This is a genomic window from Tritonibacter sp. SIMBA_163, assembly GCF_046535935.1.
Taxonomy (GTDB): domain Bacteria; phylum Pseudomonadota; class Alphaproteobacteria; order Rhodobacterales; family Rhodobacteraceae; genus Epibacterium; species Epibacterium scottomollicae.
Map to the genome: position 1 here is coordinate 698,686 of NZ_JAWJBP010000001.1, position 13,636 is coordinate 712,321.

A 13,636-nucleotide genomic window follows, 5' to 3' on the forward strand; every position below is an offset into this window, starting at 1 on the left:
ACACAGGATAGGCCTCCCACAGCCGAGGGTAAATCGCTGACGGACCGTTGCGTTCTCCCGGCACCTTCCTTTAGGCAGATGGTTCAGAAAACCGGAGGGCTGCGGATGACCACAGGCGAGGACACCCCCGACGTCGAAGCCACGGGCGAGGACGCCTACGAGCTGGACCGCAAACGGGTCGCGCAGATCCTCTTTGCGCTCGATCGGGATGAGCGCGAAACGCTCGTCGAGCTGATGGAGCCGCTTCACCCGGCCGACATCGCCGACCTTCTGGAACAGATCAATGCCTTTGACCGGGGGCGGTTGATCCGCCTCTACGACAAGGAATTCGACGGCGACATCCTGTCGGAACTCGACGAGTCGATCCGCGAAGAGGTCATCGCCGCGCTGACACCACAGGTGCTGGCGGATGCGGTGCGCGACCTCGACAGCGATGATGTGGTCGACCTGCTCGAGGACCTCGAGGAGCCGCAGCAGGAAGCCATCCTTGACGCGCTGGAAGACAGCGACCGGGTAGCGGTGGAACAATCGCTGGCCTACCCGGAGAACTCCGCCGGCCGTTTGATGCAGCGCGAGGTGGTCACCGCCCCTGAACACTGGAGCGTCGGTCAGGTCATCGACCACATGCGCGAGGCCGAGGAGCTGCCGGAACAGTTCTACCACGTGGTGATCGTCGACCCGCGCATGCACCCCGTAGGGCAGGTGACGTTGGGTCGGCTGATGAGCTCGCGCCGGACCCTGCCGTTGCTGGAGATCATGGAGGAGACCTTTCAGGTCATCCCCGCAGATCAGGACGAGGAAGACGTCGCCTATGCCTTCAATCAGTATCACCTGATTTCCGCCCCGGTGGTGGATGGCGACGGGCGACTGGTCGGCGCCATCACCATCGACGACGCCATGGTGGTGCTGGACGAGGAACACGAAGAAGACATCCTGCGCCTTGCCGGTGTCGGCGACGGCAGCCTGTCGGACAAGGTGTCGGAAACCACCAAGCAGCGCTTTCCCTGGTTGGCGGTGAACTTGGTGACGGCGATCTTCGCCTCACTGGTGATCGCCCAGTTCGAGGCCACCATCGCGCAGTTTGTGGCGCTGGCCGTGCTGATGCCGATCGTCGCCTCCATGGGCGGCAACGCAGGCACCCAGTCGCTGACGGTGGCGGTGCGCTCGCTGGCCACGCGCGACCTGACCGGCGCCAACGTCTGGCGGGTGATCCGGCGCGAGGTGCTGGTGGGGCTGATCAACGGCGTCATCTTTGCCATCGTCATGGGCATCATCGGCGTGATCTGGTTCGGCACGCCCATGTTGGGCGTCGTCATCGGTGCCGCAATGGTGATCAACCTTGTCGTGGCGGGGCTCGCAGGTACGGTGATCCCGGTTATTCTGGATCGTATCGGCGTCGATCCGGCGCTGGCCTCCGGCGCCTTTGTGACCACGGTGACGGATGTGGTTGGCTTCTTTGCCTTCCTCGGTCTTGCCGGAGCGATATTGCTGTAACAGGTCGGCAGGAGCAGGACATGAGCGAGACGGATCAGGACGCCAGCGCATTGGCAGCGATCAAGGCGGCGGCGCGCAAGGCGGCCTTCGTGCGCCGCAAGGGCGCGTTTGAGGCGCAGCATCCAGGCGCGGCAGGCCATCTGGCTGAGGTGCTGGCCGGCTATCGCGGCGTGCCGCTGGCCGGTTACATGGCGATCCGCACCGAGATCGACCCGCTCGCGGTGATGGCCGAAGCCGCCGCCCATGGCCCCGTAGGCGTGCCGGTCATTCAAGGCGCGGGTTTGGCCTTGGAGTTCAGCCGCTGGCACCCCGAGGGCGCGCTGCGGGATGGGCCCTTTGGTGCCAAGGTGCCGGAGGTGGACGATTATTTTGACCCGGAAATCCTGATCGTGCCGCTGGTGGCCTTTGATGCTGCGGGCAACCGTCTGGGCTATGGCGGCGGCTTTTACGACCGCACGTTGGAACGGCTGCGCAGCCGTCGTGCTACGCTGGCCATCGGTTTTGCCTTTGACGCGCAGGAGGCCGAGCAGCTGCCGTTGGAGCCCACCGATCAGCCGCTCGACATGATCGTGACCGAAAGCCGGATCCTGGATTTCAAACGCTAGGAACAGCCCGCACGGACCCGACCGGGCCGCCAGCCGGTGCATTTAGGTTCGGCGCCGTCAGCGGTCCGTGTCGGCGTCCCTTGAGAGATCAGAACCCCAGCTTCTCCAGCCGCCACGCCAGTTTGCGGTGGATCACCGGCGGCAGCAGATCTTGCAGCAGCTCGCGCCGTGCCACCTGCCGGTCGCGCTGGTCCTTGCTGCCGGGGCGGGGCTTGAACAGGGTGGTGTGGCTCTTGCGGGTGCTGTCCCAGGTCGCGGTATAGTAATACAGCGCGATCGACATGCGCGGCTCGCCATCGGGGTGGTTCACCGGCTCCGGGTTGCCGTGCCAGCTGTCGGAGGAGGTGGAGAACATGCACATCCGGTTGAACTCCGGCACGTAACTGCCGAGCTTGTTGGACATATTCTCATCCCAGACCTCGAAGGAGCCGCCATACTCCGCGCGCCAATCCTTGTTGAGATAGATCAGCATATTGACCCGTCGTTCGAGGTTCAGCCCGGCGTGGTGGTTGAAATCCGCATGGATGTCCAGATGGCCGCCATTGGCCACCACATGCACGCCGCCACCGGCGAAATAGGGATCGGGGATCAGCCCCTTGATGCCGGTCAGCTCTTCCACAAACGCCAGCACGGGACGCGAATTCAGCGCGTAGAACAGCTGTCGGGTGTACATCGGCAGGCGCTCCGGCACATAGGAGGTCTTCAGCCGTTCCTGCGGGCGGTCATAGCTGTTCTCCGCCTCCGGCAGCTGCTTCAGCTCCTCGCGCACGCGCTCCAGGATCTCCGGGTCGAGGAAACCGTCGTAGCCACCGTAGTTGAAGGGGCCGCGCGACTGATACTCCGGCGCCAGCGCAGTGGCCGCAGAGCGGGCATCCTTGGTGGACATCAAAAGCGTGTCGGGGTCGAGGCTCAGAATCGGTGTGGACATGATAAAACTCTCGCAAACGGCGGATGCAAAGGGGCGGCAGGCGGATCTGCTCTTGCTAAGGCTCGTCGCCTCGGCTCCATCTCGCAACCAATTTATCTAAAAACTGTAATTTTTGCAGGGTGAACCGGATAAAGCTCGCGGCAATCTCCTATGGCATGCAGGATTGTTTGCCGCATCGCAACAGTTTCCATGCAAGGGCGCGCGCGTCGCGGGGCAGGGCTGTGCCACCGGTTGAGAGCCGTGGTGCAACATCGCAGCGGCAGCTTTGGCTCTTGTGGCGCATCGCGACAGCGCCTATTCGGGGACTATGCGAATTCTGTTTCTTGGCGATGTCATGGGCCGCGCGGGACGTGCGGCGATTTCCGAAAACCTGCCGCGTCTGCGCGACGACTGGCGGCTCGATTTTGTCGTGGTGAATGGCGAGAACGCCTCCAACGGCATGGGGCTGTCGGGCGAACACGCCAAGCTGCTGTTTGATGCGGGGGCCGATTGCGTGACGCTGGGCGACCATGCCTTCGATCAGAAGGACATGCTGCAGTATATCGAACAGGACAGTCGGATCGTGCGGCCTTTGAACTTTGCCAAGGGGGCACCGGGGCGTGGGCACCGGCTGTTCACGGCGCGTGGCGGCCAGAAGGTTCTGGTGCTGCAGGCGCTGGGGCAGGTGTTCATGAAACGCGCGTTTGACGATCCCTTTGGCGCTGTGGAAGGCGTGCTGAAATCGCACCCGCGCGGGGGCTTGGCACAGGCGATCATCGTCGACATGCATTGCGAAGCCACCTCGGAGAAGATGGCCATGGGGCATTTTTGCAATGGCAAGGCCTCGCTGGTGGTGGGGACCCACACCCATGTGCCGACCGGCGATGCGCAGATCCTCGAGGGCGGCACCGCCTATCTGAGTGATGCGGGCATGTGTGGCGACTACAATTCGGTGATCGGCATGGACAAGGCGGAACCGATGCGTCGCTTCCTGACCGGCATGCCCAAGGGGCGGTTTACACCGGCCTCGGGCGAGGCGACCTTGTCCGGCGTCTATGTGGAAACCGATGATCGCACCGGGGCTGCCAAACGCATCGAGATGGTGCGCCAGGGCGGTTTGCTGCAACAGGCGGCGCCCTGAGGCAGAGGGATCTGTTTCGCCTCTCCTGAGACGATGACTGCCCGATCTTTTCAACGCAAGAGTTCGCCATTGGAAAGGGTGTGCCCTGCGCACTTCGTTCGCGTTGCTGAAGATTGCCTAGTCGCTGTCTCGCCTGTGTTTAGTCCGAGTCACGCAGCGCCCTAAACGGGGCGCGAAATGAGTATCGGCCGGACCGGTGGCACCCTCCGGGCCGGGGGGGGCTCCCGCCCGTCGTCATGTTTTTTGACAAAAACCCTCCTCCCGTTGGGCCGGGCACCGCACGCAAGCGTGCGGTGCCCGGCCCAACCGAGACCGTTTCTCTGGCGCAGGCCAGAGCAGCGTGTCTTGGGCGGGAGCATCCCCGCCAGTTGGTCCGGGGCAGCAGCTCCCGAAACCTTTGCCGACGCTCGGCGACCAGCAGCGCGTCTCGCATCCGCGACGTCTGCGTCGATCATACTGCGTTTACTGCATTTTTGCTGCGACAATCGCTTGCTGTGCGACGCGGGATCGGTGAAACTGACCGCCAGCCGACACGCCCTCGCGGAGTGCGGCGGGATAACCCTGGCATAGTGGATCTACATGTTTCTCTTTCAATCGGGTGACACATCGAGCGCCATTCTCGCGCTGTTGATCGTTCTTGCGATGTTCGTGGCGTTCTTGCGCGAGTCCTATCCGACCGAGGTGGTCGCCATCTGTGGCGTGTCTGTCATGCTTGTCACCGGCGTGCTGCCGTATAGCGAAGCACTGCCGGTCCTTGCCAACCCGGCGCCCTGGACCATCGCCGCGATGTTCGTGATCATGGGGGCGATGGTGCGCACGGGTGCGTTGAATGCCTTTACGGCTGTGGCGCGCAAGAAGGCCGAGGTCAGCCCGAGACTTGCCGTCGCCCTGCTGATGGGGTTCGTGGTGATCGCCTCTGCCTTTGTGTCCAACACGCCGGTTGTTGTCGTGATGATTCCGGTGTTCATCCAGATCTCGCGCACGCTCAATGTGTCGGCCTCCAAGATGCTGATCCCATTGTCCTATGCCGCTGTGCTTGGCGGGACGCTGACGCTGATTGGGACCTCGACCAACCTGCTGGTGGATGGTGTCGCGCGCGCGCAGGGGCTGGAGCCGTTCTCGATCTTCGAAGTGACCCCGCTGGGGATTGTGGTTGTGATCTGGGGCATGCTCTACCTGCGCTTCATCGCCCCACATCTGCTGCCGGAGCGCGACAATCTGGCGATGATGCTGTCGGATCGCTCCAAGATGAAATTCTTCACCGAGGCGGTGATCCCCCCGGACAGCAACCTGATCGGGCGCGAAGTGACCGGCGTTCAGCTGTTCAAACGCCCCGGTGTGCGTTTGATCGACGTGATCCGTGGCGATGACTCGCTGCGCCGCAACCTCGAAGGCGTGCAGTTGCAGGTGGGGGACCGGGTGGTCCTGCGCACCAAGATGACCGAACTGCTCAGCCTGCAAAGCAACAAGGAGCTGAAGCGCGTCGATCAGGTCTCCGCAGTGGAGACCAAGACCGTCGAAGTCTTGATCACGCCCGGCTGTCGTCTGGTTGGCCGCAGCCTTGGCGCGATGCGTTTGCGGCGGCGCTACGGCGTCTATGTGCTGGCGGTGCACCGGCGCAATCAGAACATCGGCGTGCAGCTGGATGATCTCGTCGTGCGCGTCGGCGACACGCTGCTGCTGGAGGGGGCCCCTGGCGACATTCAGCGGCTTGCGGCGGAAACCGACATGGCTGACGTGTCCCAACCCACGCAACGTGCCTATCGCCGCAGTCATGCGCCGGTCGCTGTGGCCGCGATGGTCGGCATCGTGATTGGCGCGGCCTTCGGGCTTGCGCCGATCTTCATGCTGTCGATCCTTGCTGTGGCGCTGGTGTTGGTCACCCGTTGCATCGATGCGGACGAGGCCTTCTCGTTTATCGATGGGCGCTTGCTGGCCTTGATCTTTTCCATGCTGGCCATCGGTGCGGCACTGGAAAGCTCTGGCGCGGTGCAGCTGATCGTGACGGCGATCGGGCCCTCGCTTGCAGACCTGCCGCCATTCTTCCTTGTCTGGGCGGTCTATCTTCTGACGTCCGTGCTGACCGAGCTGGTCTCCAATAACGCGGTCGCCGTCGTTGTCACGCCGATCGCGGTGGGGTTGGCGCAGTCTATGGGGCTCGATCCCCGCCCGCTGGTGATCGCGGTGATGATCGCGGCGTCAGCTGCCTTCGCGACACCGATCGGCTATCAGACCAACATGCTGGTCTATGGGCCCGGCGGCTACAAGTTCTCGGACTTCCTGCGCGTTGGCATCCCGTTGAACCTGTCCATGGGGCTGCTGGCCTCGGCGGTGATCCCGCTCCTGTGGCCGCTCTGACGGGGATCAATTGGCAGCAACTGCGCGTCTTTCCGCGCATCGCTGCGTCGCGCCCAACGGCACCTCTTGTGGTGGCCTGATTGCAGTCCCACATTTGATAAGTGAATTAGAAATTGGGAATGGGACCCATGCAAACAACCCGACGCGCATTTATCGCAGCAATTATGATTTCGGCGTCCGCCATTGTCATCGGGGTGCAGACACGTGCCACCGAAGTGGGCCACTCTGCGCTCACCGAGACGGATTGGACACTGAGCCAGATCGAGGGCGCCGAACCGCTGGAGGGACGTGGTCTCGATCTCAGCTTTGCCGAGGATGGACAGTTCGGAACCAGCGCTGGCTGCAACCGGTTCATGGGCGAGGCGGAGATCGACGGCGAGGCGATCACCTTCCCGGACAAGATCGCGGGCACCATGATGGCCTGTCCGGAAGGGCTGGCGGAGCAGGAGGAAACAGTGCTGGCGCTGCTGGCCCGGGTGACCTCCTACCAGATCGAGCCGACGGCGCTGATCCTGCTGGATGAGGAGGGCACCGAGCTGCTGCGCTACAGCCGCGACGCCGAAGAGGAAGGCCTGGTGGAAACCAGCGGCTGACCCGGTCTGCGCGCGCCCTTTGGGGGCGTAATTGACCTGTCAGCGATGCTTGCCCGGATGCGTTGCCTCAGGCGATCTTGTTCGAGCGTCCCGCCTGTCGGCCTGAAAACAGGCACCCGCCCAGAAAAGTGCCTTCCAGCGCATTGTAGCCATGATAGCCGCCGCCACCAAAGCCGGCGGCTTCTCCCACCGCAAACAGGCCGGGTAGGGGCTGGCCATCTGCGCCCACCATCTGACTGTCGAGATTGGTTTGCAGTCCGCCCAGCGTTTTGCGCGTCAGGACGTTGAGCCGCACGGCGATCAGCGGCCCGTTGGCGCGGTCCAGAATGCGATGCGGCTTGGCGGTCCGGATAAGCCTGTCGCCGCGGTAGTTGCGCGCTGCATGTATCGCCTGGATCTGCCGGTCCTTGGCAAAGGGATTGTCGACCTGCGCATCCCGCGCCTCGATCTGGGCCCGCATATGGGCTTCGTCCACCGCAACATCGCCAATATCGTTCATGCCCAGGATCAGTTCCGACAGCGTGTCGGCGACCACAAAATCGGCGCCGTGTTTCTTGAAGGCCTCCACCGGCCCTGGTGCCTGTCCGCGCGACAGTAGACGGGCGCGCAGCACCTCGCCCCATTTGCCGGAGGTCAGGTCCGGGTTCTGTTCAGAACCGGACAGGGCGAATTCCTTCTCGATGATCTTCTGACTGAGGATGAACCAGCTGTAGTCCTGTCCGGTGGCGAGGATCGCCTTCAAGGTGCCCAGCGTGTCGAACCCCGGCAGCGCCGGGGCGGGCAGGCGGCTGCCATGAGCGTCGAACCACAGCGACGAGGGGCCGGGCAGGATGCGGATGCCGTGGTTGGGCCAGATCGGGTCCCAGTTCCGAAGGCCCTCGCAGTAATGCCACATGCGGTCGTTGTTGATGATATGGCCACCCGCGGTCTGCGCCACCTTCAGCATGCGCCCGTCGACGTGGAAGGGCACGCCAGAGACCATGCGGTTTGGCGCGGGGCCCAGACGCTCCACCGGCCAGTTGGCACGCACCATCTCCAGATTGCCGCCAATGCCACCCGAAGCCACGATCAGCGAAGGGGCATAGACCTCGAACTCACCGACCTCCTGGCGGCTGGTCTGAGCGCCGATCGGGCTGGCGTCCTTGGCGAGGATCTCGCCCGACACCCCCTTGATGAGGCCGCCCTGCTGGATGACGTGGCTGACCTGATGGCGAAAGCGTGCCTCAATGCGCCCAGCCGCGATATGCGCCTCGACCCGTTGGGCGAAGGGTGCCACCACGCCCGGCCCGGTGCCCCAGGTGACGTGAAACCGCGGCACCGAATTGCCATGCCCCTCGGCGCGTCCATCGCCGCGCTCGGCCCAGCCCACGACCGGAAACCAGCGCAGGCCCAGACCATGCAGCCACTGGCGCATGTCGCCTGCGGCAAACTCCAGATAGGCCTTGGCCCATTGGCGCGGAAAGTGATCCTCGTCGCGGTCGAATTGCGCGCTGCCGGCCCAGTCACGCCGTGCCAGATCGAGGCTGTCGCGAATGCCCATGCGGCGCTGTTCCGGCGTGTCGACCATGAACAGCCCGCCAAGGCTCCAATGCGCCTGCCCACCTAGGAAATGCGGCGGTTCCTGATCCAGCAGGATCACCCGCTTGCCCCGGTCGGCCAGCTCGTTTGCCGCCACCAGCCCGGCCAGCCCGGCGCCAATCACGATGACATCGGCGCTGTTGTCTCTCTGCGCGGCGGCCATGGCTTTCCTCCCCGGTTCGCGGTGCTCTTCTGTCTGAGCCTAGGCGCAAGGGGCCGCGCCGCGCAATCCTTGCGTGTGGCGCTGTCGCGAGGGCAGGTGCCGCGGCGCGGTAGTGCCGTGCCTCTCGTCCGTGCGACATGAAAGGTCAGCGCCACAGAGGTGTTGCGCCGCACCCTGTGCGTCGCGAGGGGGCGGGGGCCGCGCCTTCGGCGCGGCCCCCGCCCGGCCCAACGCTTTTGATGGTGGCTCTGCCGCAGGCAAAAGGGGCGGGAGCCCCCCCGCAGTCTTCAGCTGTGCGGCTGCGTCAACGAGCGGTCTAAAGCGGCCAGAATAGCAGGATCGCGGGGATCGAGACGGTGATCACCAGGATCTCCAGCGGCAGCCCCATGCGCCAGTAATCGCCAAACCGATAGCCGCCGGGCCCCAGAACGAGCGTGTTGTTCTTGTGCCCGATCGGAGTGAGGAAGGCCGCCGAGGCCGCCACCGCCACCGCCATCAGGAAGGGATCGGGCGAGACATCCAGCGCATTGGCCATCGAAATCCCCACCGGGGCCGCCACGATCGCCGTGGCGGTGTTGTTCAGCACATCCGAGAGGGTCATGGTCACCACCATCAGCACCGTCAGGATCGCCCAGGCGGGCAGCCCCTGGGTCAGATCGACCAGCGCCGTGGCGAGCAACTCTGTGCCGCCGGATTTCTCCAGCGCCTGCCCCAGCGGGATCATCGAGCCCAGCAGCACAATCACCGGCCATTCCACGTGATCGTAGATCTCCGCCACCGGCAGGATCTTCAGCAGCACGTAGCTGATCGCCACCAACCCCAAGGCGATCGGGAGATACACCAACCCGAAAGAGGCCGCCGTCACCGCCGCCGCGAAGAGACCGATCGCCCACCAGGTCTTGTCATTCGCCGTCACCGACAGGCCTCGTGCGGCCAGCGGCAAACAGCCCAGCCAGTCGGCCACTTCTGTGCCGCGATCACGCGGGCAGAGGATCAGCAGGATGTCACCGGGAGCGACTTCGGTCTGGCGCAGATGCTTCTTCAGCCGCTGACCCTGACGCGCGATGCCCAGCAGCACCGCGCTCTGCCGCCAGGCCAGCCCCACCGCCTGCGCACTGCGTCCGGCGATGCGGGAATGTTCGGGCACCACCACCTCGATCAGCTCCAGCCCGTCGCCCGCCGCCTTCAGTTTCTCCTCGCGCGCTGCATCGGAGAAGTCGAGCTTCAGGGTCGAGCGGAACTCGTCCAGCGCCTCCGGCGTGGCCTCCAGCACGATGGTGTCGCCGGCCTGCAGGATCGCCCCCGCCGAGCGACCATACCGCCGCTGGCCGCTCCGCATGAGCCCGAGAATGGCCACATCGGCCTTCTCTGCTTCCGGGTCCAGACCGCCCAGGCGCTGGCCGATCAGCTCCGACTCTTCCGGCACCGTCAGCTCCGCCACGTAAGGAGAAAGCTGGCTCTCCGTGGCGCCTGCCGCGCCGGAGCGATCCGGGATCAGCCGCCAGCCCACAAGGGCGACAAAGGCCAGACCGGCCGCGGCAGCTGCAAGGCCCACGGGGGCGAAATCGAACATCTTGAACGGTTCGCCGAGCGTGTCATGGCGGATACTGGCGATGATGATGTTGGGCGGGGTGCCGATCAGCGTCGCCATGCCGCCGAGGATGGTGGCAAAGGACAGGGGCATCAGGCTCTGGCCCGGCGCGCGCCCCGCCTTGCGCGCAGTCTGGATGTCCACCGGCATCAGCAGCGCCAGGGCCGCCACATTGTTCATGAAGGCCGACAGCACCGCGCCGACGCTGCCCATCATGACAATATGTGCCCCCAGCGAACGGCTCTGATCCACCAGGGTGCGGGTGATCAGATGCACCGCCCCGGATTTCACCAACCCCGCAGAGACAATCAGCACCAGCGCCACCACCAATGTGGCCGGATGACCAAAGCCTGCGAAGGCGTCCTTGGTTTCCACCAGCCCCAGCACCACGGCCACCATCAGCGCGCCAAAGGCCACCAGATCATAGCGGAATTTTCCCCAGAGGAGCAGGCCGAATACGGCGGCAAAGAGGCTGAAAAGCAGGGTTTGGTCCAATGTCATCGTTGGCTCCGGGGTTTTTAGTAGGCATCACCTCAGCACCTCAGGTAATGCTCTGGTATTACAGCAGTGAACAATCAGTCGAGGAAAATCAATTGGCTACGCAGTTTCCATATTTTAAGGACGTGCTCCTGGACCGGATTGGTCACTATGTCTATGCGCTCATTGATCCACGCAACGACCAAATATTTTACATTGGAGAAGGCAAGGGGAACAGGCTCTATAGCCATGTTGCCGAGAAACAGATCAGCGAGGACATGCGCTCCGCGAAGTTGAGCACGATCCACGAGATCGAACAGCGTGGACAAGAGGTTCAGTATTTAATCTTGCGTCATGGTCTAACCAAAAAAGAGGCCAGATTGATCGAGAGCGTTCTGATTGATCTGTTGCGCCACCGCGGTCAGGACTATGGTGCTGCAGATCTCGCCAATTTTCAATCTGGTCACAAATCCTGGAGCCATGGACTGATGACGGCAGATGAAATCCAGCGCCGATATGTAAGCGCGGAGTTGGACACGCTTCCGGAGGATGCGATGCTGATCAATATCAATCGGGAGTACACCCGCTTTGATGACTCCGAAGGGGTTCTCGAAGCAGTCAAAGGCAATTGGGTCATGGCCAAATGGCGCACCGAAGAGAACAAATATGTGCTGGCGGAGTTTCAGGGCTTTGTGATCGAGGTCTTTGAAGTGACGGCCTGGCGTCACCATCCAGAGATTGGGCGATACGGGCGGTATTCCTTCTCAGGAGTGCCTGCGCCGGATGATGTGCGGAATAGGTACCTCAATCGCCGCGTGCCCAAGAAACGCGGTCAATCCAACCCGATCAGATACACGCTCTGAGCGGCCTCGAACCCGTTAGGGGACGGGGAGTCGGCCATGCAACCAAAGCCCCGGCTTGAATGCCTGTACACTCCGGGGCTATATGAGCGCCAGTTTCTGAAATCAAAACATAGGATGCACCATGGCAGGCCATTCCAAATGGGCGAACATCCAGCACCGTAAAGGTCGCCAGGATGCTGCGCGATCCAAGCTGTTCTCCAAACTCTCCAAGGAAATCACCGTCGCCGCCAAGATGGGCGACCCGGATCCGGAAAAGAACCCGCGCCTGCGTCTGGCCGTCAAGGAGGCCAAGTCGAACTCCGTGCCCAAGGACGTGATCGACCGCGCCATCAAGAAGGCCACCGGCGGCGATGCGGAGACCTATGACGAGATCCGCTATGAGGGCTATGGTCCCAGCGGCGTCGCGGTAATCGTGGAGACGATGACCGACAACAAGAACCGCACCGCCTCCACCGTGCGCTCGACCTTCTCCAAGAACGGCGGCAATCTGGGCGAGACCGGCTCTGTCGGCTTCATGTTCGAACGCAAGGGCGAGGTCGCCTATCCCGCCGAAGTTGGCGATGCGGACACGGTGATGATGGCGGCGATCGAGGCCGGCGCCGAGGATGTGGAAAGCTCCGAGGACGGTCACATCGTCTATTGCGCGGACACCGATCTGAACGACGTGTCCAACGCGCTGGAGGCCGAGCTGGGCGAGAGCGACAGCACCAAGCTGATCTGGAAGCCCACCACCACCACCGAGCTGGACCTGGAAGGCATGCAAAAGCTGATGCGGCTGGTGGATGCGCTGGAAGACGACGACGACGTGCAGCGGGTCACCACCAACTTCGAGGCCTCCGACGAGGTGATGGCGCAGCTCTGAGCGGCCCCTGACAAAGTAACCCGAGAACGGCCTCGCCCATCTGGCGGGGCCGTTTGTCGTTTGGGGCATTTGGGATCGTCTAGTCGCGGAGCCAGCCAGCGGCTCTGAGCACGCTCAGGTCCGGGAACCACATGTCCTGTGCCGGGGTGTCATACATGCGCGCGACAAACATCGGGTCGATCCCATGAGACAGAAAAAACGCGCGATCCTTGTCCTGTGCCGCCTCGATATCATAACCGGGCAGATGCACCACCGTCGCAAATCCGTAGCCATGAAATCCAAGTCGCGCATCCGGGGCGAGGCTGCGGCGCTGCCCGGCTGCGAACAACAATGTGCAGGCCGAGGTGCAGTCCCCCTCCACGTAAGTGTCGAGCCCTGCGGCCGAGATCACCTGAGCCGTGCCACGGGCCTCGTAGACATGGCCGCCGGGGCTGGTCATTGACATGCGGCGCAGGTTCGGATGTGCCACAAGAAGGCCCGTGAGCCGTGCTTTCAGCCCATAGGTGATTTCGCCCTCAAACCGCAGTTCGGTGCCGTCTGAAGCGACCTCCAGCACATAAAGCTGCTCTCGCTCGCGTTGCATCTGCTGGTCGAATGTTTCTTCCACGGGCGGGCGCGTTGCGATCAAAACCAGATCCCACCACAGCGTTGCAGAGGTGAGCAGCGCCAGAAAACAGGCGAAGTACCCGCCCCAGCTTGCCACCATTGCGCCGGTGTCGCGGATATGGGCGTCGGCGCTGTGATGGTATCGTGTGATCTGCCATATCAGCACGAGCGCATCACTGGCGATCACCGCAGAGGCCAGCGTCAGCGGTATGTCAGCCAAGTGGGTCAAACCCCAAAGCATCGCAATCACCAGCGCACGCGGCATCGCCAGCATGAGCCAGAAGGTCCACCCGAAGGACCGGGGCGATGAAGGAAGGGCGCGCCGCATGCAACCAGCCTAGCACTGTCCGGCGCGCGCTCGCTAGCGGCAGGTGAGCGGCCGGTGGGGTGCGTGCTCG

The 13,636-nt window shown here is 63.4% G+C and carries 11 protein-coding genes; 7 read left to right on the forward strand and 4 right to left on the reverse strand.

Going from position 1 to position 13,636, the window contains the following annotated elements:
• The first annotated feature begins 105 nt into the window (after nt 1-105).
• Both mgtE and R0J92_RS03300 read left to right on the forward strand, forming a co-directional pair.
• Nucleotides 106-1,494, forward strand: a complete 1,389-nt coding sequence (gene mgtE, locus R0J92_RS03295) for a magnesium transporter (RefSeq protein ID WP_106162859.1) — start codon at nt 106-108, stop codon at nt 1,492-1,494.
• A 20-nt stretch (nt 1,495-1,514) separates the two neighbouring features.
• Complete coding sequence (locus R0J92_RS03300; RefSeq protein ID WP_317386541.1) at nt 1,515-2,099, forward strand: 5-formyltetrahydrofolate cyclo-ligase; 585 nt, start codon at nt 1,515-1,517, stop codon at nt 2,097-2,099.
• 88 nt (nt 2,100-2,187) lie between these two features.
• Here the strand turns inward: R0J92_RS03300 and R0J92_RS03305 are convergent, their stop codons facing one another.
• A complete protein-coding gene (locus tag R0J92_RS03305) occupies nt 2,188-3,027 on the reverse strand; it encodes a 2OG-Fe(II) oxygenase (protein WP_106162857.1) in 840 nt (279 codons plus the stop codon).
• A gap of 307 nt (nt 3,028-3,334) precedes the next feature.
• On the opposite strand from R0J92_RS03305, the gene R0J92_RS03310 reads away from it, so the two are divergent.
• From R0J92_RS03310 to R0J92_RS03320, 3 genes are all read left to right on the forward strand, one after another.
• Nucleotides 3,335-4,147, forward strand: a complete 813-nt coding sequence (locus R0J92_RS03310) for a TIGR00282 family metallophosphoesterase (RefSeq protein ID WP_106163103.1) — start codon at nt 3,335-3,337, stop codon at nt 4,145-4,147.
• A gap of 579 nt (nt 4,148-4,726) precedes the next feature.
• Nucleotides 4,727-6,505, forward strand: coding sequence for an SLC13 family permease (locus R0J92_RS03315; RefSeq protein WP_106162856.1), 1,779 nt, complete (start codon nt 4,727-4,729; stop codon nt 6,503-6,505).
• Nucleotides 6,506-6,669: 164 nt separating this feature from the next.
• Entirely contained in the window at nt 6,670-7,098 is a 429-nt protein-coding gene (locus tag R0J92_RS03320) for an META domain-containing protein (protein WP_411050708.1), read from the forward strand.
• A 67-nt stretch (nt 7,099-7,165) separates the two neighbouring features.
• Here R0J92_RS03320 and R0J92_RS03325 read toward each other — a convergent pair whose 3' ends face one another.
• Complete coding sequence (locus R0J92_RS03325) at nt 7,166-8,839, reverse strand: FAD-binding dehydrogenase (protein WP_411050709.1); 1,674 nt, start codon at nt 8,837-8,839, stop codon at nt 7,166-7,168.
• A gap of 316 nt (nt 8,840-9,155) precedes the next feature.
• The gene (locus tag R0J92_RS03330) at nt 9,156-10,931 is read right to left on the reverse strand and encodes an SLC13 family permease (RefSeq protein WP_106162854.1); all 1,776 of its coding nucleotides are present in this window, start codon (nt 10,929-10,931) and stop codon (nt 9,156-9,158) included.
• On the opposite strand from R0J92_RS03330, the gene R0J92_RS03335 reads away from it, so the two are divergent.
• Nucleotides 10,925-11,770, forward strand: coding sequence for an LEM-3-like GIY-YIG domain-containing protein (locus tag R0J92_RS03335; protein ID WP_411050710.1), 846 nt, complete (start codon nt 10,925-10,927; stop codon nt 11,768-11,770). The genes R0J92_RS03330 and R0J92_RS03335 overlap by 7 nt on opposite strands.
• A gap of 121 nt (nt 11,771-11,891) precedes the next feature.
• Nucleotides 11,892-12,632: a YebC/PmpR family DNA-binding transcriptional regulator gene (locus R0J92_RS03340; RefSeq protein ID WP_106162853.1), complete on the forward strand. Its 741-nt coding sequence runs from the start codon at nt 11,892-11,894 to the stop codon at nt 12,630-12,632.
• 79 nt (nt 12,633-12,711) lie between these two features.
• On the opposite strand, the gene R0J92_RS03345 is transcribed toward R0J92_RS03340, so the two are convergent.
• Entirely contained in the window at nt 12,712-13,512 is an 801-nt protein-coding gene (locus R0J92_RS03345) for a hypothetical protein (protein WP_411050711.1), read from the reverse strand.
• Between the last annotated feature and the right edge of the window lie 124 nt (nt 13,513-13,636).

Excerpts from the sequence above, each read along its gene's own strand:
- R0J92_RS03320 (WP_411050708.1), top strand. The coding sequence starts at position 6,670 with ATGATTTCGGCGTCCGCCATTGTCATCGGGGTGCAGACACGTGCCACC.
- R0J92_RS03335 (WP_411050710.1), top strand. The coding sequence starts at position 10,925 with ATGTCATCGTTGGCTCCGGGGTTTTTAGTAGGCATCACCTCAGCACCT.
- R0J92_RS03340 (WP_106162853.1), top strand. The coding sequence starts at position 11,892 with ATGGCAGGCCATTCCAAATGGGCGAACATCCAGCACCGTAAAGGTCGC.
- R0J92_RS03330 (WP_106162854.1), bottom strand. The coding sequence starts at position 10,931 with ATGACATTGGACCAAACCCTGCTTTTCAGCCTCTTTGCCGCCGTATTC.
- R0J92_RS03315 (WP_106162856.1), top strand. The coding sequence starts at position 4,727 with ATGTTTCTCTTTCAATCGGGTGACACATCGAGCGCCATTCTCGCGCTG.
- R0J92_RS03325 (WP_411050709.1), bottom strand. The coding sequence starts at position 8,839 with ATGGCCGCCGCGCAGAGAGACAACAGCGCCGATGTCATCGTGATTGGC.
- R0J92_RS03305 (WP_106162857.1), bottom strand. The coding sequence starts at position 3,027 with ATGTCCACACCGATTCTGAGCCTCGACCCCGACACGCTTTTGATGTCC.
- R0J92_RS03300 (WP_317386541.1), top strand. The coding sequence starts at position 1,515 with ATGAGCGAGACGGATCAGGACGCCAGCGCATTGGCAGCGATCAAGGCG.
- mgtE (WP_106162859.1), top strand. The coding sequence starts at position 106 with ATGACCACAGGCGAGGACACCCCCGACGTCGAAGCCACGGGCGAGGAC.
- R0J92_RS03310 (WP_106163103.1), top strand. The coding sequence starts at position 3,335 with ATGCGAATTCTGTTTCTTGGCGATGTCATGGGCCGCGCGGGACGTGCG.
- R0J92_RS03345 (WP_411050711.1), bottom strand. The coding sequence starts at position 13,512 with ATGCTGGCGATGCCGCGTGCGCTGGTGATTGCGATGCTTTGGGGTTTG.